The following is a 24,409-nucleotide window of genomic DNA, read 5'->3' as shown; positions in this document are numbered from 1 at the left end:
CGCCGAGCGGCTCGGCGCGCCCGGCCGCCGGGGCGGGGTCTCCCTGCCGGCGTGGGCCGGGCGGGCCGTGGGCCGGGCCGTCGTCGTCGCCGTGGCCGTCGGCATCGTCGCCGTGGTGGTGTCCGGACACGACGGCGGGCGGGACCGCGTCACCGACACGCCCGCGACGGCCCCGCACGACCAGACGACGGACTGAGCCGCCCCCGGCCGCCCGGCCTTCCGCCCGTGCCCGCCGTCAGCCGGTCGCGGCCGCGACGGCCGCGGGGTCCTCACCGGTCAGTTCCGCGATGCGCACCAGGGGCACGCCCGCTGCCAGGGCGCGGACGAGCAGTGCCTCCCGGCCGTCGGTGATGTCGCGGTAGGCCAGCAGCTCCTCCTCGATCCCCACGAGGGACCGGGGCGCGTTGTGGTGACGCAGCAGGGTCAGTTCCTCGTCGCTGAGCGGGACCGGCAGCCGCTCCGCGCCCTCCGGGACGGCCGCGGTGTCCTCGGGCGGCAGCAACCGCAGCGCGCGGGACGTCGCCGTGACGTCGTGCGCGGCCAGCCAGGCGAGCACGGCGGGGGTCTCCATGCAGGCCGGCGTCCCGAGCGCGGCCGGCGGCACACCGAGCCGTACGGTCTCGTCGTCCAGCAGGAACAGGTAGGCGTCGTCGGTCATCCTCGGTCCTCCGGGGGGTGGTGGAGTGGCTTGCCGTCCCCCTACCCCGAGTCGGCCGGATCATCGTGGAGCCGACGCTCCCGGCGGGCGGAGTACCGCGTCAGGCGCAGGAGGGGCAGAGCCCGCGGTAGGTGATCACGGCCTCGGAGACCGTGAAGCCGAACCGCTGCTCGGCCGGCAGGCCGGCCAGGAGGTCCCCGGTCGGGTGCACGTCGCGGATGGTGCCGCAGCCGGAGCAGACCAGGTGCTGGTGCGGCCGGTGCGCGTTGGGGTCGTAGCGCTTGGCGCGGCCCTCGGTCGAGACCTCCACGATCTCACCCAGGGACACCATCTCGCCCAGGGTGTTGTAGACGGTGGCGCGGGATATCTCGGGCAGCCGCAGTACGGCGCGGGCATGCACCTCGTCGGCCGTGAGGTGAACGTGGTCGCCGCCGAGGACCTCCGCCACGACCCGCCGCTGGGACGTCATCCGCCAGCCACGTCCGCGCAGCCGCTCCAGCAGGTCACTCATGTTGGTTCACCCATTCGGTTTCGATGGCGCACGAAGTCTATGGAGGGAGGCGGCAATGTCAACTGACCGGGGGACCAACCCACTTCTTGACTTGGACTCTGTCAATCGTAGGATCTGTTCCGGCACCGGCCAAGGGCCGAGGACGGGGTCACCCCGACGGGGCCCGCGCCCCGCCCGTTCCAGCACCACTGCCGCCACCGGCAGTCACCCATCACCGTGACCGCTCGGTCCGGAAGGAAACCCATGTCTGAGAACCACGACGCAGTCGTCACCGACCCCAAAACCTCCCAGGAGGGGTCGGACGGCGCGGGTGGCTGCCCCGTCGCGCACACCGCGCGCGCCCCGCACCCGACCCAGGGCGGCGGGAACCGTCAGTGGTGGCCCGAGCGGCTGAACCTGAAGATCCTGGCCAAGAACCCGGCCGTGGCCAACCCCCTGGACGAGGACTTCGACTACGCCGAGGCGTTCAGGTCCCTGGACCTCGCGGCCGTGAAGCGGGACATCGCCGAGACGCTGACCACCTCGCAGGACTGGTGGCCGGCCGACTTCGGGCACTACGGCCCGCTGATGGTCCGCATGGCCTGGCACAGCGCCGGCACCTACCGGATCAGCGACGGCCGCGGCGGTGCCGGCGCCGGCCAGCAGCGCTTCGCCCCGCTCAACAGCTGGCCGGACAACGGCAACCTGGACAAGGCCCGCCGGCTGCTGTGGCCGGTGAAGAAGAAGTACGGCAAGGCCATCTCCTGGGCCGACCTCATGATCCTCACGGGCAACGTCGCCCTGGAGTCGATGGGCGCGAAGACGTTCGGCTTCGCCGGCGGCCGCGTGGACGTGTGGGAGCCCGAGGACGACGTCTACTGGGGCCCGGAGACCACCTGGCTCGGCGACGAGCGCTACACCGGTGACCGCGAGCTGGAGGAGCCCCTCGGCGCGGTCCAGATGGGTCTCATCTACGTCAACCCCGAGGGCCCGAACGGCAACCCGGACCCGCTGGCCTCCGCCCGCGACATCCGCGAGACGTTCCGCCGCATGGCGATGAACGACGAGGAGACCGTCGCCCTGATCGCCGGTGGCCACACCTTCGGCAAGACCCACGGCGCCGGCCCGGACAGCCACGTCGGGGACAACCCGGAGGCCGCCGGCCTCGAGGAGCAGGGCCTGGGCTGGCGGAACAGTTTCGGCACCGGCAAGGGCGCGGACGCGATCACCTCCGGCCTGGAGGTCACCTGGACCACCACGCCCACGCAGTGGAGCATGGGCTTCTTCGAGAACCTCTTCGGCTACGAGTGGGAGCTGACCGAGTCCCCGGCCGGCGCCAAGCAGTGGAAGCCGAAGGACGGCGCGGGCGAGGGCACCGTCCCGCACGCCCACGACGCCGACAAGAAGATCGCCCCGGCGATGCTCACCGCCGACCTGGCGCTGCGCTTCGACCCGGTCTACGAGGAGATCTCCCGCCGCTTCTGGCAGAACCCGGAGGAGTTCGCGGACGCGTTCGCGCGCGCCTGGTTCAAGCTGACCCACCGTGACATGGGCCCGAAGTCGCTGTACCTCGGCCCGGAGGTGCCCGAGGAGACCCTGCTGTGGCAGGACCCGCTGCCGGAGCGCGAGGGCGAGCTCATCGACGCGGACGACGTCGCGGCGCTCAAGGCCAAGCTGCTCGACTCGGGCCTGACCGTCTCCCAGCTGGTCTCCACCGCGTGGGCGTCGGCCTCCACGTACCGCGGCAGCGACAAGCGCGGCGGTGCCAACGGCGCCCGCATCCGCCTGGAGCCGCAGAAGAACTGGGAGGTCAACAACCCCGACCAGCTCGCGCTGGTCCTGCGCACCCTCGAGGGCATCCAGCAGGAGTTCGACTCCGGCGCCGGTGCCAAGAAGGTCTCCCTGGCCGACCTGATCGTGCTCGGCGGCTCCGCCGCCGTCGAGAAGGCCGCCAAGGACGCCGGGTTCGACCTCGAGGTGCCCTTCACCCCGGGCCGGGTCGACGCGGGTGACGAGCACACCGACGCGGAGTCCTTCGCCGCGCTGGAGCCCCGGGCCGACGGCTTCCGCAACTTCTACGGCAAGGGCAACCGCCTGCCGGCCGAGTACCTGCTCATCGACCGCGCCAACCTGCTCACGCTGAGCGCCCCGGAGCTGACCGTCCTGGTCGGCGGCCTGCGCGTGCTCGGCGCGAACCACGACGGCTCGAGGACCGGTGTCCTCACCGACAACCCCGGCACGCTGACGAACGACTTCTTCGCCAACCTGCTCGACATGGGCACGGCGTGGAGCTCGACGTCCGAGGACCAGTCCGCGTTCGAGGGCCGCGACCGCGCCACCGGCGAGGTCAGGTGGACCGGCACCCGTGCCGACCTGGTGTTCGGCTCCAACTCCGAGCTGCGCGCCCTCGCCGAGGTCTACGCGAGCGACGACGCGAAGGAGAAGTTCGCGAAGGACTTCGTCGCCGCGTGGAGCAAGGTCATGGACCTGGACCGGTTCGACCTCGTCTGACTCGCCTGACGACGGCGCCCGGGCCGGCCGTACGTGTGTACGGTCGGCCCGGGCGTTCCCGCGCACGCCGGCACCGGGACCGTCCCGGACGGAGCCTCACTCCGCGGCGTGCGCCGGCCGGGTGTCGCGGCCGCCGGGGTGCCGGTGCCGCCAGGTCCAGAACACCACGCAGGACACCAGCGCCCAGCCCGCCATCACCAGGAACGGGAAGGCGTGCTGGTGCCCGGGGAAGTACACCGCCGTGTGCTGGGCGTTGACGGAGGCGCCCGGCGGCAGCCACTGACCGACGGCGCCGAGCGGGGAGGGCAGCAGCGGCCAGGACACCGCGCCGCCCGAGGAGGGGTTGCCCAGCAGCACCATCAGCCCCCACGTCGGCAGCATCGCCCAGCGGCCGACGAGGGTGTTGAACATGGTGAAGACCATGCCGCTGGTGAACATGGTGAAGGCGAGGATCGCCCATGACTCGGCGAAGGGCAGGTCGAGCGCGCCGAGCAGCCAGTCCACCACCGCGGCGATGGCGAACGCGCCGAGCATGGCGTACGCGGCGGTGAAGGCGACCCGTTCGAGCGGGGTGAGCGCCCGCGCGTGCACGCTCAGCTGGATCGCGCCGACGAAGCCGATGATCACGGCGGCCAGCGAGATGTAGAAGATCGCCAGACCGCGGGGGTCGCCGTCCTGCAGGGGTTTGACGTCCGTGACCGTGACCTTGATGCCGGTCTCCTCGCCGACGGCGACCGCCGCCTGGTCCAGGACCTGGGACACGGTGGCCCCGGAGGCCCCGGACAGCTGGACGCGGACGGACCGGTCGTCCTCGCGCACGTCGAAGACCGCGAAGACCTTCTGCTCGTCGATCGCCTCCTGGGCCTGCTCCGTGGTGCCGTAGGGATGCACCTTCACCGAGGCGTCGAGCGCCTCCTCCATGCCGGTGAGGAAGGTCCTGCCGGGGTCCTGCTCGTGGGGGCCCACGACCGCGGCCGGGATCGAGTGCGGGGTGGGGTTGGCCATGGTGTAGGTGTAGGAGCCGGCGAAGAGGCCGGCCGCCGCCGCCAGGATGAGCATCAGGACGGTGGCCGGCAGGAAGGGCGACTCCTTGAACCTCGCCCACCGCTGTTCGTGCGTCGGTGGTTTGCCGTGAACACCATGCGACATGTCGGACATGGGTAATACGTTAGCTTTCGTCAGCGGGATGTCGGCTGTACGGCTCCGCGCGTACCCGACGGCGTGCCGCTCACGACCGCCCTCACGATCACCCCGCCCTCACGGCCCCGTCGTGGCCAGCAGCTTCTCCGTCCACGTCCGCACGGCCCGGGTGACCTCGGGGGTCACGGAGCCGAGCAGGGTGCTGTCCGGCTCCCCGGCGGGCCCGATCACCAGGCCGGCCCCGGCCGCCGGAACGGCTCCGGTCGCGGCCGCCAGCGGGCCCCGCACCGCGAGGTGCAGGGGCCTCGTCACGCCCTCCCGGATCTGCTCCCAGTGTGGGCGCAGCTCGGGCGGGAGGATGTCGACGGTCATCTGCGCCGCGTTGTCGGTGGCGGCGGGCCCGGGGTCGGCGGCGAGCACCGTGACGCCGGTGTCCGCCAGCCGTCCGGCCAGCTCCACGGTGTGCGCGAGGTGGGCCAGCTTGGCGCGGCCGGTGGCGGCCAGGCCGTAGTGCGGGCCGGGCGGCTCCACGTCGTCGAAGACGGGCAGCGCGGCCGCGACGGCGCCCGAGGTGATGTTGACGATCCGGCTGGGCGCGGCGGCGGTGAGCGACTCCAGCAGCGTCTCGGTGAGGACGTAGGGGGACAGGTGGTTGAGCGCCACACTGGCTTCGATGCCCTCCGGGCTCAGCCACCGTTCGGTCCACATGCCGCCCACGTTGTTCACGAGCAGGTGCAGGGGCCCCTCGGCGGCCAGGCGGCGCCCGGTCGCCCGGGTCTCGGCCACGGAGGAGAGGTCGGCGCGTACGAAGCGGCCCGCGGCACGGCCCGCGGCCTCGTCGATGCGGGCCACGGCCGCGGCGCCGCGTGCTTCGTCACGGGCCACGACGGTGACGTCCCAGCCCTGCGCCGCCAGTTCGAGGGTGAGCTGGAGACCGATGCCGGCCGTTCCGCCGGTCACGATCGCCCTGCGTGTCCTGAGAGAGGGTTCCGTTGTCATGGGGTCCAGCAGACCGCAGCGCGCACGGCCGTGGAAGGTCCCATTCGGCATGGGGCCATGCCCTGGTGGCATCGCCGCATGTGCGAGCCTGGAGCCATGGATGACGTGGAGATCAGACGGGTCCACTACTTCGTCGCGGTGGCCGAGGAACTGAACTTCACGCGTGCGGCGCACCGCCTGACGATGACCCAGCCGGCGCTGTCGCGCGCGATCCGCGGTCTGGAGAAGACCCTCGGCGTCACCCTGTTCGAACGGACGACGAACGGGGTCGGCCTCACCTCCGCCGGGGAGGTCATGCTCGCCGAGAGCAGGTCGCTCCTGGCCCACCTCGACCGCTCGCTCTCGCAGGTGCGGCGGGTGGCGGCGCCGGGGGACGCGCTGACGGTGACCGGTCCCGGCTGTGACGCCGCCCTGCTGGACGAGCTCGTCCGCGCCTACAACGACACCGGTCCGCCCCGGCCCGCCCGTACCGTCGTCGGCACCCTGGGCGACCGGCTCGACCCGCTGCGCACGGGCCGCGCCGACCTCGTGCTGTGGCGCGGTGCCCCGGAAGCGGGACTCGACGGCGTCCTCGTCGGCCACCTGCCCACCCACGTGATGGTCGCCGCCGGGCACCACCTCGCGGACCGGCGGCGGACGGTGCGCGTCGCCGACCTCGCCGACGAGCCCCTCGTCGGCTGGCGCGGCTCCCCGGACCCGCTCGGCGACCCGGCCCTGTGGCCGGACGGGCTGCCGGGCAGGGCGGGCCCGGAAGTCAGTGACGGGCTCCAGATGCTTGCCGTGGTCCGCCTCGGCCAGGCCGTCGCCCTCACCGCCGTGCCGGCGTTCGGCACCAGCACGCCCGAAGGCACGGTGGCCCTCCGGCTGGCGGACGGACCACGCGTCCCCCTGCGTCTGCTGTGGGCCCGCGCCGGCGGCACGGCGGACGCACGCCGCTTCGCCCGGCACGCGGTGACGGCCCTGCGCGACCGGCTGGAGGAGGACGTGGCGCCGCCGTACGACAGGAGCGTGCGTGGTAGCGGCTGATCACCCCGCCCAGCAGCACAGCGGCGTCCGCGGTCCGCCGCGGAACACGACACGTGGGCCGGCGCCCGTCGAGGCTCCGGCCCACGTGTCGTGCGGCCTTCGGACGCTCGCCGTCAGAGGGCGCGGCGGCCGATGCGGGGAGGGGCGTCAGCCCTGCCCCTGCGTCTGGCCCTGCTGCTCGGAGAGCTTCCCGGTCATGTCGGTCACCTGGTCCGCCGGCGGTGCCTCGGCCTCCACCTCCGTGCCGAAGTCGGTGAACTCCATGACGGTGCGCACCTTCGCCTCCTGCGGCGCGGCCGAGGAGTCGGCGGCCGACTGCTCCGTCGAGGCGGCCGGAGCCTTGACGGTCATGTCCAGCTGCTGGCGGCGGATGCGGCCCTCGTCGTCGAGCCACACGTCCATGGGCAGGGTCTGTCCCACCTGCCGGCTCAGCTGCGCGCCGTTCGGCAGCTCGGCGACGTCGACGGTGACGCGGTAGCGCGTGGTGTCGACGCCGTCGATCGTCTCCGTCCCCTTCTCCGTCACGTCCTTGTCGGTGATCGCCTTGGCGTACGCCGCGGAGTCGGCGGGGTTGTTGACGGACTGGCCGCCCGCGCCCTGCTGCTGGGCGGCCTTCTCCAGGTCGATCTTGATCCAGGGCTTGCCGCCCGCACCCTCCTGCCCGGGTGCCTTCTGGTAGAGGACCTGGTCGACCACCCGCTGCTCGACCTTCTGGCCCTGCGCGGTGGCGGTCATGACGCTGTCGCCGTCGGCCAGGTCGATGGTGCCCTCCCCGTCGACGGTGACCGACTGGCCCTGGGCGGAGGTCTGCACCCGCATCGTCATCCGCGCGGTCTCCTCCTCGGCCGTCTTGTCGTAGGCCGCGCGCACCGCCTGCGTGCCGTCCTCCCGGGCACCCGGGCTCTCGCTCGTGGAAGCGTTGCCGGCGCTGTCGGTGGAGTCGTCGCCGTCGCCGCAACCGACCAGCACCGTGCCCACCAGGACGCTCGCGACAGTCAACGTGCCGACCCTGGCCCCCCTGCGCGTCCTGTTCATCAAGCTTTCTCCCCTCGAAGTATGACGAACCGGTGCGACTCAGTACCGGCTCGCTGTCCCAAGTGCCCCTGTTGCGTGCGAACACACCTGCCGATCCCGCGAGTTGTGATCGATCGGTGAGGAAGTGGAGACCGGTGGGGCAGGCCGTGCATGGGCACGGTGACGCCGGGCACCGGGGACGGGTGGGTGTCTCCTTGGCGCTGGCCTCCGCGGCCTGTTACGGCGTCGTCGACTTCGCCGGCGGGCTGCTGTCCCGCCGGATGCACTTCGCCGTGGTCACCTTCCTCGGGCAGATCGGCAGCCTGTTGCCGGCTCTCGCGTTCGCCCTCGTGCTGCCCGCGGAAGCGGTGCGGTCCGCGGACGTGCTGTGGGGGGTGCTGTCCGGTGCCGGCAGTGCGGCGGCCATGCACTTCCTCAACCGCGGTCTGAGCCGCGGCGCCATGAGCGTGGTGGTCCCGGTGAGCGCCGTCACCGGTGTGGCGCTGTCCGTGGTCTGCGGCGTCGCCTTCCTGGGCGACCGGCCCGGCCCCCTGGCCTGGTGGGGCATCTGCGTCACCGTGCCCGCGCTGTGGCTGGTCTCCGGCGGCCGTGCGGGGCGCGGCCGTCCGTCGCCCGCGGGCCGGGTGGCGACGGACGGCCTGATCGCCAGCCTGGGGGTGGCCGTGCAGTACATCGGGCTCGCCCAGGCGGACGCGGCGAGCGGGGTGTGGCCCGTGGTCGCCGGGCGGGTCGCCGCGGTCCTGCTGCTCCTGCCGAGCGCGCGGCGGCACTCCGCCCAGTTCCGGCGGCCCCTCGGGATGTCGGTCCGGGCGGTCGCGATCGGGGCGGGCGCGGCCCTCGGCCTCATCCTCTACCTCTGGGCCACCCGGCAGCAGATGCTGGCCGTCGCGGTCGTGCTGGCCTCCATGTACCCGGCCGTCCCGACGCTCCTCGGGCTCACGGTGCTGCACGAGAGGGTGACCAGGGCGCAGGCCACCGGCCTGCTGGGCGCCGCGGGCGCCGTCGTGCTGCTGAGCCTCGGGTGAGCGTCGACGGGCGGGGTGGCCCGTCAGCCGCGGGTGGGTCCGGCGGCCGCGGTCGGGTCCCCGTCCGCGGTCGGGTCGCCGTCCGCGAGGCGGGCGCGGAGGGTTGCGGCGAAGTCCTCGGCGCGTGAGAGCTGCACCTGGAGTTCCTCGATCTTCCGGGCGGCGGCGGCCTCGTACCCCCGTACCCGCTCCAGCAGCGCCGCCCGCTCCTCCTCGTCCGGTGCGCCCGGTCCGCCGGAGGCGTCGAGGCGGTCGGTGGCTGCCAGCAGGTCGCGCATCTCGTCCAGGGTGAAGCCCAGCGGCTTCATACGACGGATGATCATGAGGCGGGCGACGTCGGACTCGGTGTAGAGGCGGAAACCGCCCTGGGAGCGGGCCGAGGGGATGACCAGGCCGCTCTCCTCGTAGTGCCGGATGGTGCGCAGGGACAGCTCCGTCCGCGCGGCGACCTCGCCGATCTGCATGTGCTTGCTGTCCACGCCCGTGGTCCCGGCCCTTTCCGGTGGGGTGACCGCACCCGGTGCGGACCCTGATCTATCTCTACTCTAACGTTAGGGTAGAGTTGTGGTCGTCGACGGCTCGTGCCGTTCCCGTCGGCGGAGCTCGGCCGTCCGCCGGACGCGCCGGAGCCGATGACCGCCTCGGCAGAAGCCCGGTGCGCGGCACCGAACCCCGCAGGAGAGAGCCTACGCATGCCCCAGGTGACCGGCGCCGCCGCCTGCCCGCCCTGATGTCCCGCACCTGACGCGGCCCCGCGCGTCGCGGCGCCCGGCCACGTCCACCGCACAGACTCCCGGCCCGCCCCACGGGCCGCCCGCGGCAGAGCCGGTCCGGCCCTGCGCGTCCTTCCCGTGCGCCCACGCCTGCCGGCCGGGTGCGCCCGTACGAACGGTACCCGTCTCCTTGTCCTCGTCTGCGACGTTTCCCCTCGCGCGACTGCGCGGCCTGCGCCCCGACTGGCTGAACGACCCCCGGGTCTGGCGCACCGAGGTGCTCGCCGGTCTCGTCGTCGCCCTCGCGCTGATCCCCGAGGCGATCTCGTTCTCGATCATCGCCGGCGTCGATCCGGCGGTCGGCCTGTTCGCCTCCTTCACCATGGCCGTCGTCATCTCGGTCGTCGGCGGGCGCCGCGCGATGATCTCCGCCGCCACCGGAGCCGTCGCCCTGGTCATCGCCCCGCTCAACCGCGAGCACGGCTTCGGGTACCTGGTGGCCGCGGTCATCCTCGCCGGTGTCTTCCAGATCGTGCTCGGCGCCCTGGGCGTCGCCCGGCTGATGCGGTTCGTGCCCCGCTCGGTCATGGTCGGCTTCGTCAACTCGCTCGCCGTCCTGATCTTCATGGCCCAGGTGCCGGAGATGACCGACGTGCCGTGGCCGGTCTACCCGCTCATCGCCGGCGGTCTCGCGCTCATGGTGTTCTTCCCGAAGGTCACCACCGTGGTCCCCGCCCCGCTCGTGTCCATCGTCGTCCTCACCGCCATCACGCTCGGTGCGGGCATCGCCGTGCCGACCGTCGGCGACAAGGGCACCCTGCCGTCCTCGCTCCCCGTCCCGGGCCTGCCCGACGTGCCCTTCACCTGGGAGACCCTGACCACCATCGCCCCGTACGCGCTCGCCATGGCGCTGGTCGGGCTGATGGAGTCGCTGATGACCGCCAAGCTGGTCGACGACATCACCGACACCCGCTCCTCCAAGACCCGCGAGTCCATCGGCCAGGGCGTCGCCAACATCGTCACCGGCTTCTTCGGCGGCATGGGCGGCTGCGCCATGATCGGTCAGACGATGATCAACGTGAGGGTCTCCGGCGCCCGCACCCGGCTCTCCACGTTCCTGGCCGGCGCCTTCCTGATGGTGCTGTGCATCGTCTTCGGCCCGGTCGTCTCCGACATCCCCATGGCCGCCCTGGTGGCCGTGATGGTGATGGTCTCGGTGGCCACCTTCGACTGGCACTCCGTCGCGCCCGGGACGCTGCGGCGCATGCCGCTCGGGGAGACCGTCGTCATGGCCGTCACCGTCGCCTGCGTGGTCGCCACCCACAACCTCGCCGTCGGCGTGGTCGTCGGCACCGTCACCGCGACGGTCGTCTTCGCCCGGCGCGTCGCCCGCCTCGCCGACGTCACCGCCGTACGGGACCCCGACGGCACCTGTGTCGTCTACTCGGTCACCGGCGAGCTGTTCTTCGCCTCGTCCAACGACCTGGTCGGCCGGTTCGACTACGCGGGCGACCCCGACCGGGTCGTCATCGACCTGTCCGCCGCGCACGTCTGGGACGCCTCCTCGGTGGCGGCCCTCGACGCCGTCACGACCAGGTACGGCCGGCGCGGCAAGACCGTGGAGATCACCGGCCTGAACGGGCCCAGCGCCCACCTCCACGGCAGGCTCAGCGGCGAACTGGCCACCAGCGAGTGAGGCCGGGCCGTACCTGACGGTGTGTCAGAAGTGGTCCCGCACGGACACCGGCGTCAAGGCGGGAACGCCGGGTACCCGAGTCCCCACAGTGCCCGATCGGGCCGAGGACCAAGACCAGGAACCATCTCGGGTGAGGGATCACGATGGGTGAATCGTCGGTGCGGGCGGTGGGCTGGGCCCGGTGCATCCCGCTGAGCAGCGGGGCCAAGGCGGCACGGGACTGGACGCTGGAGCACCTGCAGACGCTGGGGTGGACCGAGGACGCCCCCGACACGGTGGACTCGGTGCTGCTGGCGGTCTCGGAACTGGTCACCAACGCGCACCTGCACGCACACAGCGCGGCCCAGTTGATGCTGACCTGGGACAACCAGTGCCTGCACATCGCCGTGCACGACGGCTCCACCGACCTGCCGACGCCGAAGCCGCCGAGCACCGAACGCCTCGGCGGGCGGGGCATGTTCCTCGTCGACGCCCTGGCCGACGGCTGGGAGGCGCAGCGCTGCACGCACGGCAAGACGGTCCTCGCCTGCTTCCGCCCGCCCACCGCCGACGGCGGTGGCGGCTGCTGCGCGGCCCTCGACGGCTCCCGCACCCCCGACGCCCGCGGCGAGGCATGACGCCCCGCCGACTCAGGGCAGGACACTCCCCGGTGGCGTGAGTTCGCGGGGGTGCACCCGCTCGGTCGTGCCGTCCGGGAACCGGATCTCCACCGTGCCGTCCTCGGCCGTGCGCACCCCGGTCCCGGAGCGCAGCGCGTGGATGTCCGCGCACCCGGACGGGTCGGCGGACAGGACCAGGAGGGTGGCCAGCAGCAGTGTGCCGCCGGGGTGGCGGGCCAGCAGGACCGGGGTGGCCGAGTGGTGGCCGTACGCGTTGGGGCCCCGGGCGCGGACGACGTCGCCGCGGCCGTCGGCGCCGGGAGCCGTCCAGCCGAGCAGGCCGACCAGCGCGCTGGCCAGACCGTCGTCGCGGCGGACGAGCGCCCGGTGCGGGCCGGTCACCGTGGCGTCCGGCGGGGTGTCGGGCGCGGTGGCGCTGGAGTAGGCGAGACGGCTGTGGTGGGGGGTGTCCTCGACCGGACCGGGTTCCTCGGCGGCCGTCCACACGGGGTGGTCGGCGGGCAGGAGCAGGCCGAGGAACGCCTTGCTCGCCCAGTACGGTGAGGCGGGTCCGGAGCACGCCCGGGTGACGGGCAGGAAGGGCCGGCACCTGTGCGGGTCGGAGCAGCGCTCGGAAGCGTTTCCTCCCGGGCGACCAAGTGTGAGGGTGTGGACGGCGCTACGACCCCTGCGAATGTCGGGATCTGGCTCCCAGCGTGGTGCCATGAATCCGCGGCGGGGACGCGGCATCACCAGGCGTCCTCCAGCAGCCGGGTCACGGAGTCCGCGTCCGGGGTGCGCGGGTTGGGGTACGGCCGGTCGGCGACGCGTTCGGCGACCGTGCGCAGGGCGTCGCGCGGGACGCCGAGCGCGCCGAGCGTGGTCGGGCCGTCGTGGCCGCGGGCCAGCCGGCCGACCACCGCGACGGGATCGCCGCCGGTGATCCGCCGCAGCCGGGCGGCCGCCCCGGGAGCCCAGGGCAGGTTGAAGGCGAGGACGTGCGGCAGGAGCAGTGCGTGCAGCTCCGCGTGCGGCAGGTCGAAGGCTCCGCCGAGGGCGTGCGCGAGCTGGTGGTGCAGCCCCGTGCGGGTCTGCGCCAGGCACAGTCCGGCGAGCCACGCCGACTCCTGGAGCCGGATGCGGCCCGCCAGGCCGGCCGGCTCCCGCAGCACCTCCGGGAGCGCGGCGAGGACCCCTTCGGCCGCCTCGGCCGCCAGCGCGTCGGTGGCCGCGTTCGCGTCGGGCGCCCACAGCGCCTCGACCGCGTGGGCCAGCGCGTTGAGGGCGCTGGTGAGGGTGAGTCCGGGCGGCATCGTCAGCGTCAGCTCGGGGTCGTACACCACCGTGCCCGGGGCGAGCGCCGGGTCGCGGCGGGTGGTCTTCACCCCGTCCTCCGTCTCACCGAGGACGGGGGTCGCCTCCGAGCCCGCGTACGTGGTGGGCACCGCGAGCTGCGGCATGCCCGTACGCGCCGAGAGCGCCTTGGCCAGGCCGACGGCCGAGCCGCCGCCGAGGGCCACCACGGCGTCCGCGGCGCTCTCCCGCACGACCTCCATGGCCTCCTCCGTCACGCCGGCCGGCGTATGTACCGCGGGCCGGCCGAAGCGGGCCGCCAGCCGGGGGCCGAGCGCCCCGGCCAGCTCGTCGGCCGCGGACTTGGCGGACCCGGCCGAGACGAGCAGCACCCGTCGGGCGCCGAGCCCCGCGAGTTCCTCCGGTATCCGGTGCCGGGCACCGGGTCCGAGGAGGACGCGGACGGGCAGCGTCTCGTGCGCGACGACCGTGCGGGCGGTGGATCGGGACATGGACGTGGGCCTCCGTCGTCGGTTCGCCGGTGCGGCGGTGGTGATCATGTCGTAGCCGACGGTACGGGACGCGTCCGGGGGCCCGGTGACAATCGGGACATCAGCCTCCCGGCGCGGGTCCGCTGCTGCGCCGCACGACGAGTTCGACCGGTGCGACCGGCACGCCGCCGGTCCGGACCCGGCCGTCGATGCGGTCCAGCAGGAGACCCACCGCACGCGTGCCGATCTCGCGGAAGTCGGTGCGCACGGTCGTCAGCGGGGGGAGGAAGTGCGCGGCCTCGGGGATGTCGTCGTACCCGACGACGCTCACGTCGTCCGGGACCCGGCGGCCGGCCTCGTGGAAGGCGCGCAGCACCCCGAGCGCCATCTGGTCGTTCGACGCGAACACGGCGCTGACGTCCGGGCGTTCGGCGAGGAGCCGTCCCAGCCGGTACCCGGAATCGGCGCTCCAGTCGCCGACGAGGGGTGCGTGGACCGGGGCGCCGGCCGCCGTCAGGGTGGCGCGCCAGCTGTCGAGGCGTTGCTCGGCGGAGATCCACCCGACCGGGCCCGCGAGGTGCCAGACCGTGGGGTGCCCGAGGCGGAGGAGGTGCTCGGTCGCCTCGCGGGCGCCCGTCCGGGAGTCCGCGGTGACCAGGGGCGTGCCGTCCGCGAGGTCGTTCTCCAGCATCACCAGCGGCATGCCGGGACGCGCGTCCGCCAGGGCCCGGCCGACGCCGCGCTGCGGGGCGATGGCGATGACGCCGTCGACGCCCTCGGCGGTCAGCCGCTGCACGGCCTGCGCCACCGGCTCCGGGTCGGCGGTGGTGATCGCGATGGAACTGACCAGGTAACCGGAGTCCTGCGCCGCGGTGTTGATCGCGGTGAGGATGGAGGCGGGGCCGAACCGGGCGGCATCGAAGGAGATGACCCCGAGCGTGCGGGTCCGGCCGCTGGCCAGGGAGCGCGCGCTGCGGCTGGGACGGTAGCCGAGCGAGCGCATCGCCTCCAGGACGGCCTCGCGCGTGTCCGGGCGTACGGACGGATGGTCGTTGAGGACGCGCGAGACGGTCTGTTTGGAGACCCCGGCCAGCCGCGCCACGTCGTCCATCACGGGGCGCGCGCCCGCGAAACCGCGCCGGCTGCGTCCCTTGCGGGCCGGGCCCTCGGCCGTGCTCCCCGTCATGACACCGGACCCTCCCGGCCTCGCTCCGGCCTTCGGCGGACTCCGTCCCGGGCCGTGCGCGGCCGGGACGGAGTCACAGGATAGGCCGGGGAGACGGGGTCAGGACTGCTCATGACCGAGGTCGGGGGCGTCGGTGAGGACGACGCGCGAGGTGGTGCTCGCGTGCAGTTCGAGCAGGACGAGGTCGTTGGCGCTGGCCCGCAGCACCGGCCCGGGCACGTACAGGGTCCGCTGGGGACCGCGGTTCCAGTAACGGCCCAGGTGGAAGCCGTTGACCCAGGCCTGGCCCTTGGTCCAGCCGGGCAGGGAGAGGAAGGTGTCGGCGGGCTCGAGCACCTCGAAGGTGCCGTGGTGGAAGGCGGGGGTGGCGCTTCCGCCCGAGGCCGGCGCGAAGGGCAGGGCGTCCAGGTCGCCCAGGGGCAGGGCGTGGCAGTCCCAGTCCCGTACGGCGGTGCCGTCGAAGGAGACGGGGCCGAGCAGGCCCTTCGGGTCGCCGATGTGGGGGCCGTAGTTGACGCCGCCCATGTTCTCGACGAGGACGTCCAGCGTGGCGCCCGCGCGGGGGGAGCGCACCGGCAGCGTCTCGTCGTGCCGTTCGCGTTCCAGGACACCGGCGGGGGAACCGTCGACGAAGACCTGCGCGCGGTCGCCGACACCGCCGGCGAAGTGCAGCACGCCGTCGCCGGCGGCGGGCAGGGTGGCGCGGTACAGCACGTAACCGGCGCGCAGGCCGAGGCCGTCCGCCGTCGCCGGGTCCTCGGTGCGGACGGGCTTCGCCAGCAGGTCCGCGTGCGGCAGCAGCGGGGCGCGCCGGTCCAGCGTCACCTCGGTCACGGGCAGCTTGGCGCTCGGGGCGGGGGCGGGCTCGTCGGGCACGCCCGTGTGCCGGGCGATGACCTCGCGGAAGGCGTGGTACTTGGGGCCGGGGTCGCCCGACTCGGTGAGCGCGGCGTCATAGTCGTACGAGGTCACGGTCGGGGTGTAGGCGTGGTAGTGGTTGGCGCCGTTGGTGAAGCCGAAGTTGGTGCCGCCGTGGAACATGTAGATGTTCACGGACGCGCCCGCGCTCAGCAGCTGGTCCAGGTTGGCCGCGGCGTCGGCCGCGTCCCGCACGTGGTGCGGCCCGCCCCAGTGGTCGAACCAGCCGATCCAGAACTCCGCGCACATCAACGGGCCTTCGGGCTGGTGGGCGCGGAGTCTGCCGAGGTTCTCCTCGACCCGGCTGCCGAAGGTGGCGGTGGCGAGGGTGCCGGGCAGGCTCCCGGCGGCCAGGTGCCCCGCGTCCGCCTGGTCGCACGTGAACAGCAGCTCGTCCACGCCGCGCGAGCGCAGCGCGGCGGCCAGGTGCTCCAGGTAGGCGGTGTCGTCGCCGTAGGCCCCGTACTCGTTCTCCACCTGTACGGCGATGACGGGGCCGCCGGACGCCGCCATGTACGGCGCCAGCGGCGGCAGCAGCAGGTCCAGGTAGCGGTCGACGGCCTCCGTGTAGCGGGGGTCCGAGGTGCGCAGCCGGATGTCGTCCCCGGCCCCGGTGAGCCAGGCGGGCAGCCCGCCGCCGTCCCACTCGGCGCAGATGAACGGGCCGGGGCGGAGCAGCACGTGCAGCCCCTCGGCCTGCGCCAGGCTGAGGTAACGGGGCAGGTCCAGGAGGCCGTCGAGGACGAGGGGGCCGTCGGGGTCGGGCTGGTGCAGGTTCCAGGGGATGTACGTCTCGACGGTGTTGAGCCCCATCAGGCGCGCCTTGCGCAGCCGGTCGGCCCACTGGTCGGGGTGGATGCGGAAGTAGTGCATCGCCCCGGAGACGATCCGCAGGGGCTCGCCGCGCAGCAGGAAGCCGTCGGACGTCGTCGTCAGTGCGGGCATGGGCGGGTCTCCTCCGCGTGGGGCTCGTGGTGCTCCGGTGGGTGGGATGTTACCGGTAACTTGGAGGAGTTCAAGGCGTCCCGTCCGTACCGGGCGGGACGCGCGGGAGGCCCGTCGCCCGCGGGTGGCGCCTCGGGCGACGGGCCCGGTCCCGGAGCCTGCGCTCAGGCGGTGCGGGTCGCGAACGGGCCCGAGAAGGCGTGCCGGGCGAAGCGCTCGCCGATGCGGCGGTGGGCGGCGGCGTCCGGGTGGAGGCCGTCGGGCAGGGGGAGTTCGGCGTGGTCCGCCTCGCCGTAGAGCTCACGGCCGTCGAGGTGGTGGAGGTGCGGGTCCCCGGCCGAGCGCTGCGCCACGATGCGGGCCAGCTCGTCGCGGACGACGTTCAGCGTCAGTTTCCCGGCCGCGCGTTCCGCCGGGTCTCCGGTGGCCCGGAACCGGAGCTTCCCCTCGCCGAGCGCGTCGAGGTCGAAGGCGACCGGGCCGGGGGTGTCCTCCTGCATGGGGCACAGGATCGGTGAGACGACCAGCAGCGGGGTCTCGGGGTGGCCCTCGCGGACGGTGTCGAGGAAGCCGTGGACGGCCGGCCCGAACGCGCGCAGCCGCATCAGGTCGGAGTTGACCAGGTTGATGCCGATCTTGACGCTGATCAGGTCGGCCGGGAGGTCCCGCAGGGTGCGGGCGGTGAACGGGTCGAGCAGGGCGCTGCCGCCGAAGCCGAGGTTGACCAGCTCCACGCCGCCGAGGGAGGCGGCCAGCGCGGGCCAGGTGGTGCTGGGGCTCGCGGCGTCGGAGCCGTGGCTGATCGAGCTGCCGTGGTGCAGCCACACCCGCCGCCCCCGGTCCGGCGCGGGCTCGACGGGGGCGTCGGTGCGCAGCGCGACGAGTTCGGTGGTCTCGTTGTGCGGCAGCCAGATCTCGACGTCCTTGACGCCCTCGGGAAGGCCGCCGAAGCGGAGCGTGCCGGCGGGTCCGGTGTGGTGTCCGGTGCTTCCGGTGGCCAGGTCGACGGTCACGGTGCGGCCGCCCGTGACGCTGCCCCGCGCGGTCAGGCGGCCGTCGACGAGCAGGTCGTAGACGCCGTCCGGGCGGGGCGGCGCACCCACGTACACGCGCTTGGTGGGCAGTGTGTCCAGCTCGACGGCGGTGGCGCGGGTGCGGAAGGCCAGCCGGACGCCGGAGGGCTGGGACTCGGCCATGGCGAGCTGTCCGTCGGCGCACTGGGCGCGGGCCCAGGACGGCAGCCGGTGGGGGAGCACGCCGTGTGCGGTGCGCTCCAGCTCCACGGCGCCGCGCAGGAGGTCCGCGGTGACGGGTGTGGTGATCCGGTCGTGTGCGTGGTCGTGCTCGGTAGTCATCGTTCTCAGCCTGATCCTGGTGGTGATGGTCAGTGGTGGGGCGGCGGTACGGACGGTCAGGCCGCGGGCCAGTTGCGCAGCAGGGCGTCGAGGGCGTCCAGGCTCCGTGACCAGCTCTCCTGCGAGTCGGGGGCGCTGTGGCTGAAGCCCCCCGCCAGTTCCAGGCTGACGTAGCCGTGGAAGACGCTGCCCAGCAGCCGGACCGCGTGGGTCTGGTCGGGCTCGGTGAGGTCGTAGCCGCGCAGGATCGCCCGCGTCATGTGGGAGTGCCGGGGGCCCGCGCTCGCGGCGGCCACCTCCGGGGTGAGCCGCATCCGGCTGGCCTCGTACCGGCCGGGGTGGGCGCGGGCGTAGTCACGGTAGACGTTCGCCAGTGCGGTGAGGGCGTCCTTGCCGGCCCGTCCGGCCAGCGCGGCGGTGCCCAGGTCGGCCAGCTCCTCCAGGGCGAGCAGGGCGATCCTGGTCCTGAGGTCCTCGGAGTTCCTCACGTGCGAGTACAGGCTCGGCACCTTGACGTCGCACCGCCGGGCCAGCGCCGAGACGGTCACCTGATCGAAGCCGAGCTCGTCGGCCAGCTCCGCGCCCACCTGTGCCAGGCGCTCCGGGGTCAGCCCCGCGCGGACCATGGTGCTCCCTCCAGTTCTGCCGTTCCGAAACCCATTCGGTGGGTGACGAGATTGATTATGCAGTTACCTAAAGGTATTAGGCAAATGGCGCTCGCCCGTTCGGTCCGTCCCCGGGTGCTCGCTCCCGCCCGGGGCCGCACCGTGGAACCGGACACTCCAGGCGCGGCGCGAAGGACCGGGATGCGGACAGCGGCAGGCGATCAGGCCCGTACGCGGGCCGGGGAGCCGGCGTGACGCCGGCGCTGCCGGTCACGCCCGCGGGCGCCGTGGAACCGCTCACCCCGCCGGTCGGCTCGCACAACGAGTGGGACCCGCTGGAGGAGATCGTCGTCGGACGCCTCGACGGCGCGGCGATCCCCTCCGGGCACCCGGTGGTGACCTGCAACATGCCGCCGTGGGCGGCGCGGCTGCAGGGGATGGCCGCCGGCTTCCGCTACCCGCGGCTGCTGGTGGAGCGGGCCCAGCAGGAACTGGACCAGTTCACCGCGCTCCTGGAGTCCCTCGGCATCACGGTCAGGCGGCCGGACCCGGTCGACCACCGGCGGCGCTTCGGCACCCCCGACTGGTCCTCGCGCGGGTTCTGCAACACCTGTCCGCGCGACAGCATGCTCGTCGTCGGCGACGAGATCATCGAGACCCCGATGGCCTGGCCGTGCCGGTACTTCGAGACCCACTCCTACCGGACGCTCCTCAAGGAGTACTTCCGGCGCGGCGCACGCTGGACGGCGGCGCCGAAGCCGCAGCTCACCGACGAGCTGTACGAGGCGGACTTCCGGGTCCCCGGGGCGGGCGAGCCGATGCGCTACATCCTCACCGAGTTCGAGCCGGTCTTCGACGCGGCGGACTTCGTCCGCGCGGGACGCGACCTGTTCGTCACCCGGAGCAACGTCACCAACCGCATGGGCATCGACTGGGTGCGCCGCCACCTCGGGCCGGGCTACCGCGTCCACGAGGTCGGGAGCCGCTGCCGTACGCCCATGCACATCGACACGACGTTCGTGCTGCTCGCGCCCGGCAAGGTGATGGTCAACCCCGAGTACATCGACGTCGACGGCCTGCCCGACGTCCTCGCTTCCTGGGACGTCCTGATCGCCCCGGAGCCGGACCCGATCGACGAGCGCCTGCTGAGGGTCACCTCCATGTGCGGCAAGTGGCTCAGCATGAACGTCCTGATGGTCGACGAGAAGCGGGTGATCGTGGACCGGCACCACACCGGCATGCTGCGCGCGCTCGAGAACTGGGGCTTCGAGCCGATCCCGTGCGACATGCTGCACTACGCGCCGTTCGGCGGCTCGTTCCACTGCGCGACGCTCGACGTCCGGCGGCGCGGCGTGCTCGAGTCGTACGTCGACTGAAAGCCGGTGTCATGTGCCCCGGGCGCCGCACGCGCGGCGCCCGGGGCGTGCCGTGGACGCACGGCCGGGCTCACGGCAGCCGGACCCTCGCCCCGGGACCCAGCGGCAGGTCCAGCGCGTGGAAGAGGCCGAGCACCGCCGGCCACGTGACCAGGAACGGCACGAGGTAGACCGCCAGGCGGGACATCAGGATGCCCAGGGACGCATCCGGTTCGTACGTGCGCAGCAGCGCCAGGGACAGGAACAGGTACGGGTTGAGCGGTGTGATCATCTGGGCGGAGGAGTCGGCGCTGCGGAACGCCGCCAGGGTCAGTGCGGGCTCCGTCCCGATCAGGGCGAAGGTGGGCACGAACACCGGCGCCATCAGCGACCAGAGCGCCGACCCGGACGTGACGAACAGGTTCAGCACACTCACCACGAGGACGAGGAGCACCACCGCGGAGAACCCGGTCAGTCCCACCGACTCCAGGGCCGCGGCGCACTTGACCGCGAGCAGCGTCCCGACGTTCGACCAGTTGAAGACGGCGATGAACTGGGCGATCACCAGGATGAGCACGATGTACCCCGCCATGGAGGTCACCGACTCACCCATCGTCCTCGGCACGTCGTCCTTGTGCCGCACCGTGCCCGCGATCACCCCGTACACGACGCCGGCGATCACGAACGCCCCGAACAGCAGCGGCACCACGCCGGTCAGGGTTCGGTCTCCGGGTCGGCGTGGTGCCGTGGTGCTGCGCGCCGAGAAGAACGTGGGCCGGGTGCTGGACCGGCGCGGTCACAGCGTGCTCACGGTCCCCATGGAGCTGCCGGTTGCGGCCGGGGGGTGAGCGCCCCCGGCCGGTGCGGGTGGCTCACCCGTCGGCGGCCGCCAGGTCCCGCCAGCTGCGGGGAGACATGCCGTAGGCCTCCTTGAAGAGCCGGCTGAAGTGGGAGGCGCTGGTGAACCCCCAGCTCTGGGCCACGGCGGCCACGGTGCGCCGGCGGCCGGACGCCCCGCCCAGCTCCAGCCGGCAGACCTCCAGCCTGCGCCGGCGTATCCACGTACCGACCGTGGTGCCCTCGCCGTGGAACAGCTTGTGCAGGTAGCGGACGGAGATGTGGTGGGCCCGGGCGATGGTCTCGGGCGACATCCCGGGGTCCCCCAGGTGCTCCCCGATGTGGTCCCGGATGCGGTCGAGCATCGCGCCGGTGACGTCCGGGACCGTGCGGTGACGCTCCCGGAGGAGGTCCTGCACGAGGAGGACGACCAGTTCCGCGGCGTTGAGGGCGAGCCTCCTGCCGCCGGTCCCGCGGGCGAGCGCGGTGAGCAGCTGGGAGACGGGCGCGCCGAGGCCGCTGCCGCCGCCCACCTGCCGGTGCGTCAGGGCACGGAGGTCCGCCGCCGGGACACCCAGGTACGAGCCGGGCACCCGGAAGACGGTGAACCGGCCCCCGTCCCGCAAGGGGCCGGGCGGCAGGGCCCCCGCCACGAGGACCAGGTCGCCGGGCTCCACGTCGAGCCGCCGGCCCGCGAGCGTGAGCGGCACCGGCCCGGCCGTGGCGAGGGCGAGGTGGAGGCACTCCTCGTCATCCCTCCGCAGCGGCCAGGGGAGGGACATCAGGTGTGCGGACGGGGCGGTGTCTGTCGGCATGGGGGTGTCTTCCGGCATCGGTATCGGTGTGGGGCGGGACCGCGTGCCGGCCGGCGCGCGCGGGGTCCCGCACCGGCACCGACCACGGAGTACCGTCCGGTCCCGGTGTTCCCCCCGACCACCGTGCCACTGCCGTGATGCCCCACCGTGCACGGCCCTAGCCCCTGGCCGCAGCGGGAATCGTGCGCGCAGGGGCAAGGACCGGTACGCCGGAACCGCCCCGTCCCCGCCCGTCACCCATAAGGTGGCCCCGGTGCCGGCAGACCGCTTCCGGCACCGAGCGCCTGTCTGCCGGACCAGGGAGCACCAGCCGCTCTGCCGAGCGGCCCGTGATCCGTCCTCACGCAGGAGTGCTGGTGGAAGAAGACGTACCGGTCCGCCGGAAGACACCGGTCCGCCGGGAGACACCCGTCCTCGACCGGCGGACGCGTGCCTTCGTCGAGGCCCACACCTGGCCCCTGTCCCCGCACACCGACGCCGCCGCCTCCAGGGCGCGCATGGCGGCCCACTGGGACGGCGGCGGCCGGGACGAGCCCGACGTCGAGGAGGAGTGGCTGGCGCTGCCGGGCGACGGCGGCAGCCGGGTCCGGGTGCGGATCCTCCGCCCCGCAGGCACGGACGAGCCACTCCCGGTGGTGCTGTACCTGCACGGGGTGGGCTGGATGCTGACCGACGCCCACGCGCACCGGAGACTGGTGGCGGACCTGGTGCTCGGAGCGGACGCCGCCGTGGTGGTCCCCGAGTACGACCTGCCCGAGGACGCCCGGCACCCCGCCGCCGTCGAGCGGGCCCACACCGTCGCCCGGTGGATCGCCCGGCACGGCGCGGGCAGCCGGCTGGACGGGAGCAGGATCGCGGTGGTCGGCGCCAGCGCGGGCGCGCAGGTCGCGGCCGCGCTCACCCTCGTGGCGCGGGAGCGCGGCGGCCCGCGCATCCGCCACCAGGTGCTGGTCTGCCCGGTGACCGACGCGGCGATGGACACCCCGTCCCACCGCCGGTTCGCGGACGGGTACTTCCTGAGCCGCGCCGCCATGCGCGACTACTGGCAGCGGTACGCGCCGGACCCGCTGACCCGCGCCCACGGCACCGTCTCCCCGCTGCGCGCACCCGCGCACCGCCTCGCGGGCCTGCCGCCGGCGCTCGTCCTCACCGCCGAGGCCGACGTGCTCCGCGACGAGGGGGAGGCGTACGCGGCACGCCTGCGGGAGGCGGACGTCCCGGTCGTGTCGATCCGCTACCACGGCACGATCCACGGCTTCGTCCTGTTCGACCCGCTCCGCGACACGGAGGCGTCCAGGGCGGCCCGCATCCAGGTCACGGACACCCTGCACACGAACCTGCACAGCGCCTGAGAGCCTGCGCACCCCCACACCGCGCGGTCCGGGCCCGGTCACCGGTCACGCCGGCACCGACGTGCCCCCGTCCACGGGCACGGCGTCCCGGAGCCGCCGCCACTCGCTCGGCGCCACCGCGTACGCCGCCCGGAAGCGGCGGCTGAAGTGGCTGGGGCTGGCGAACCCGCACCGGGCGGCGACCGCCGCGACGGTGAGGCGGTCGTACCGCGCGGAGGCCAGCATCTGCCGCGCCTTGCCGAGCCGTTCCGTGATCAGCCACTGCTCCAGGCTGATCCCCGCCCGGTGGAGCAGGGAGTAGAGGTGGCGCACCGAGACGGCGTGCGCCGCCGCGATCCGCTCGGGCGTCAGGTCGCGGTCCGCGAGATGGCGCCGCGCGTACGCCAGGACCCGGGTGAGCAGGGTGTCGTCCATGACCGACCGCACCGCGGCGGTCTCCCCGGTGTGCGCGGCCGAGACGAGCAGCGCGCGGACGAGTTCGGTGGTGGCGGACGCCAGGGCCGGCGCGCCGGCGTCGGCCTCCAGCCGGCCGGGATCACGCCACACCCCCCGCAGGTGGTGCAGGACCAGGTCGTGGAGCGGGCTGGCGCGCAGGCGAGGGAACGCCTCCACCACCGTCGCGACCGGCACGCCGAGGCGGTCCACGTCGAACATCATGGACCGGGACGCCCCGTCGCCGGACCAGCCGTACACGCGGGGCGACAGCTCGTGGAAGACGCAGATGTCGTCGGCGCCGAGGAGCTGCTGCCGGCCGGAGACCTCGGCGCGGTGCACCCCGAGGGTCTGCAGCGAGACGGAGACCACGGGACGGCTCCGGTGGTGGCGGACGTGGCGCGCCGTCCGCCGCACCTCGAAGCCCGAGCTGACGCTGGAGAAGAGGGTGACGTCTCCCATCCGCCACAGCTCCGCGCGCGCGTGCATGCCCGACCCGTGCCCCTCGGGGTACACGTCGTTGGGCACCAACGAGTCCGTCAGCGCGTGACGGAACGCCTCCGCCCGCTCACGCGGCGCCACGGAGTCGAGATCGAGCAGCAGCACACGGCCTCCCGGGAGAATCACCACCGGTCATTCTCCAACAGCGCCACCCACCCCGATGGCCGCCGTCCGCCGGGGCACGCCGGTGTCCGGCGTGAACCGTTGCCCCACTCCAGGAGCCCGGACGGGCAGATTCCGTTTCCGCGTACGGCGACCGTGGTACGCGCGCCGGGCACGCGGGCGCGGCACGGCACAGTGAGGAGTCCCGATGGCACCGGCACCGAGGGCGCACGAGCGGCAGACAGTGGTGGTGACGGGCGCGAGCGCGGGCGTCGGACGGGCGACGGCGCGGGCGTTCGCCGCCCGCGGGGCGCGCGTCGCGCTGCTCGC

The 24,409-nt window shown here is 73.7% G+C and carries 23 protein-coding genes and 2 pseudogenes; 9 read left to right on the top strand and 16 right to left on the bottom strand.

The window, feature by feature from the left end; all coding sequences use genetic code 11:
- Positions 1-196: pseudogene (locus UW392_RS65425) on the top strand (hypothetical protein); the annotation flags it as partial.
- Positions 197-235: 39 nt separating this feature from the next.
- Here the strand turns inward: UW392_RS65425 and UW392_RS65420 are convergent.
- Positions 236-658, bottom strand: coding sequence for a DUF6003 family protein (locus UW392_RS65420; protein WP_320784972.1), 423 nt, complete (start codon positions 656-658; stop codon positions 236-238).
- A gap of 100 nt (positions 659-758) precedes the next feature.
- Entirely contained in the window at positions 759-1,169 is a 411-nt protein-coding gene (locus UW392_RS65415; protein ID WP_320784971.1) for a Fur family transcriptional regulator, read from the bottom strand.
- Positions 1,170-1,412: 243 nt separating this feature from the next.
- Here UW392_RS65415 and katG point away from each other — a divergent pair, with 243 nt between their 5' ends.
- A complete protein-coding gene (katG, locus tag UW392_RS65410; protein ID WP_320784970.1) occupies positions 1,413-3,659 on the top strand; it encodes a catalase/peroxidase HPI in 2,247 nt (748 codons plus the stop codon).
- 96 nt (positions 3,660-3,755) lie between these two features.
- Here the strand turns inward: katG and UW392_RS65405 are convergent, their stop codons facing one another.
- Positions 3,756-4,817 carry an ABC transporter permease gene (locus tag UW392_RS65405; RefSeq protein ID WP_320784969.1) on the bottom strand — a complete coding sequence of 354 codons (1,062 nt, stop codon included), beginning with the start codon at positions 4,815-4,817 and terminating at the stop codon, positions 3,756-3,758.
- A gap of 99 nt (positions 4,818-4,916) precedes the next feature.
- Positions 4,917-5,759: an SDR family NAD(P)-dependent oxidoreductase gene (locus UW392_RS65400; RefSeq protein ID WP_320784968.1), complete on the bottom strand. Its 843-nt coding sequence runs from the start codon at positions 5,757-5,759 to the stop codon at positions 4,917-4,919.
- A 135-nt stretch (positions 5,760-5,894) separates the two neighbouring features.
- On the opposite strand from UW392_RS65400, the gene UW392_RS65395 reads away from it, so the two are divergent.
- A complete protein-coding gene (locus UW392_RS65395) occupies positions 5,895-6,824 on the top strand; it encodes a LysR family transcriptional regulator (RefSeq protein WP_320784967.1) in 930 nt (309 codons plus the stop codon).
- A gap of 147 nt (positions 6,825-6,971) precedes the next feature.
- On the opposite strand, the gene UW392_RS65390 is transcribed toward UW392_RS65395, so the two are convergent.
- Positions 6,972-7,823 carry a hypothetical protein gene (locus UW392_RS65390; RefSeq protein ID WP_320784966.1) on the bottom strand — a complete coding sequence of 284 codons (852 nt, stop codon included), beginning with the start codon at positions 7,821-7,823 and terminating at the stop codon, positions 6,972-6,974.
- Positions 7,824-7,993: 170 nt separating this feature from the next.
- Here UW392_RS65390 and UW392_RS65385 point away from each other — a divergent pair, with 170 nt between their 5' ends.
- Positions 7,994-8,884, top strand: a complete 891-nt coding sequence (locus UW392_RS65385; RefSeq protein ID WP_320784965.1) for an EamA family transporter — start codon at positions 7,994-7,996, stop codon at positions 8,882-8,884.
- Between the two features lie 23 nt (positions 8,885-8,907).
- Here the strand turns inward: UW392_RS65385 and UW392_RS65380 are convergent, their stop codons facing one another.
- On the bottom strand, positions 8,908-9,363 hold the full coding sequence (locus UW392_RS65380) for a MerR family transcriptional regulator (protein ID WP_320784964.1): 456 nt from the start codon (positions 9,361-9,363) through the stop codon (positions 8,908-8,910).
- Between the two features lie 424 nt (positions 9,364-9,787).
- Here UW392_RS65380 and UW392_RS65375 point away from each other — a divergent pair, with 424 nt between their 5' ends.
- Entirely contained in the window at positions 9,788-11,293 is a 1,506-nt protein-coding gene (locus tag UW392_RS65375; protein WP_320784963.1) for a SulP family inorganic anion transporter, read from the top strand.
- 143 nt (positions 11,294-11,436) lie between these two features.
- Entirely contained in the window at positions 11,437-11,910 is a 474-nt protein-coding gene (locus tag UW392_RS65370; RefSeq protein WP_320784962.1) for an ATP-binding protein, read from the top strand.
- Between the two features lie 12 nt (positions 11,911-11,922).
- On the opposite strand, the gene UW392_RS65365 is transcribed toward UW392_RS65370, so the two are convergent.
- From UW392_RS65365 to UW392_RS65340, 7 genes and pseudogenes are all read right to left on the bottom strand, one after another.
- Positions 11,923-12,399: a T-complex 10 C-terminal domain-containing protein gene (locus UW392_RS65365; protein ID WP_414497850.1), complete on the bottom strand. Its 477-nt coding sequence runs from the start codon at positions 12,397-12,399 to the stop codon at positions 11,923-11,925.
- Between the two features lie 33 nt (positions 12,400-12,432).
- Positions 12,433-12,618: pseudogene (locus tag UW392_RS67250) on the bottom strand (hypothetical protein); the annotation flags it as partial.
- 23 nt (positions 12,619-12,641) lie between these two features.
- Positions 12,642-13,697, bottom strand: coding sequence for a maleylacetate reductase (locus tag UW392_RS65360; protein ID WP_320784974.1), 1,056 nt, complete (start codon positions 13,695-13,697; stop codon positions 12,642-12,644).
- A gap of 100 nt (positions 13,698-13,797) precedes the next feature.
- A complete protein-coding gene (locus tag UW392_RS65355) occupies positions 13,798-14,862 on the bottom strand; it encodes a LacI family DNA-binding transcriptional regulator (protein ID WP_320784961.1) in 1,065 nt (354 codons plus the stop codon).
- Between the two features lie 99 nt (positions 14,863-14,961).
- Complete coding sequence (locus UW392_RS65350) at positions 14,962-16,725, bottom strand: beta-galactosidase family protein (protein ID WP_320784960.1); 1,764 nt, start codon at positions 16,723-16,725, stop codon at positions 14,962-14,964.
- A 164-nt stretch (positions 16,726-16,889) separates the two neighbouring features.
- Positions 16,890-18,080: a GDSL-type esterase/lipase family protein gene (locus tag UW392_RS65345; RefSeq protein WP_320784959.1), complete on the bottom strand. Its 1,191-nt coding sequence runs from the start codon at positions 18,078-18,080 to the stop codon at positions 16,890-16,892.
- 56 nt (positions 18,081-18,136) lie between these two features.
- Positions 18,137-18,706 carry a TetR/AcrR family transcriptional regulator gene (locus UW392_RS65340; protein ID WP_320784958.1) on the bottom strand — a complete coding sequence of 190 codons (570 nt, stop codon included), beginning with the start codon at positions 18,704-18,706 and terminating at the stop codon, positions 18,137-18,139.
- 230 nt (positions 18,707-18,936) lie between these two features.
- On the opposite strand from UW392_RS65340, the gene UW392_RS65335 reads away from it, so the two are divergent.
- Positions 18,937-20,061, top strand: coding sequence for an amidinotransferase (locus UW392_RS65335; RefSeq protein WP_320784957.1), 1,125 nt, complete (start codon positions 18,937-18,939; stop codon positions 20,059-20,061).
- A gap of 70 nt (positions 20,062-20,131) precedes the next feature.
- Here the strand turns inward: UW392_RS65335 and UW392_RS65330 are convergent, their stop codons facing one another.
- Entirely contained in the window at positions 20,132-20,749 is a 618-nt protein-coding gene (locus UW392_RS65330) for an AbgT family transporter (RefSeq protein ID WP_320784956.1), read from the bottom strand.
- Between the two features lie 163 nt (positions 20,750-20,912).
- Positions 20,913-21,692: a helix-turn-helix domain-containing protein gene (locus UW392_RS65325; protein WP_320784955.1), complete on the bottom strand. Its 780-nt coding sequence runs from the start codon at positions 21,690-21,692 to the stop codon at positions 20,913-20,915.
- Positions 21,693-22,048: 356 nt separating this feature from the next.
- On the opposite strand from UW392_RS65325, the gene UW392_RS65320 reads away from it, so the two are divergent.
- Positions 22,049-23,044, top strand: a complete 996-nt coding sequence (locus UW392_RS65320) for an alpha/beta hydrolase (protein WP_320784954.1) — start codon at positions 22,049-22,051, stop codon at positions 23,042-23,044.
- Positions 23,045-23,089: 45 nt separating this feature from the next.
- Here the strand turns inward: UW392_RS65320 and UW392_RS65315 are convergent, their stop codons facing one another.
- On the bottom strand, positions 23,090-24,082 hold the full coding sequence (locus UW392_RS65315; RefSeq protein WP_320784953.1) for an AraC family transcriptional regulator: 993 nt from the start codon (positions 24,080-24,082) through the stop codon (positions 23,090-23,092).
- A 205-nt stretch (positions 24,083-24,287) separates the two neighbouring features.
- On the opposite strand from UW392_RS65315, the gene UW392_RS65310 reads away from it, so the two are divergent.
- Positions 24,288-24,409: SDR family NAD(P)-dependent oxidoreductase (locus UW392_RS65310; protein WP_320784973.1), on the top strand; the 122-nt coding region annotated here is incomplete at its 3' end.

It is taken from the genome of Streptomyces sp. CRN 30, from assembly GCF_034105845.1.
The sequence above is the reverse complement of the archived record's forward strand: the minus strand, read 5'-3'. Positions and strand labels throughout refer to the sequence as shown.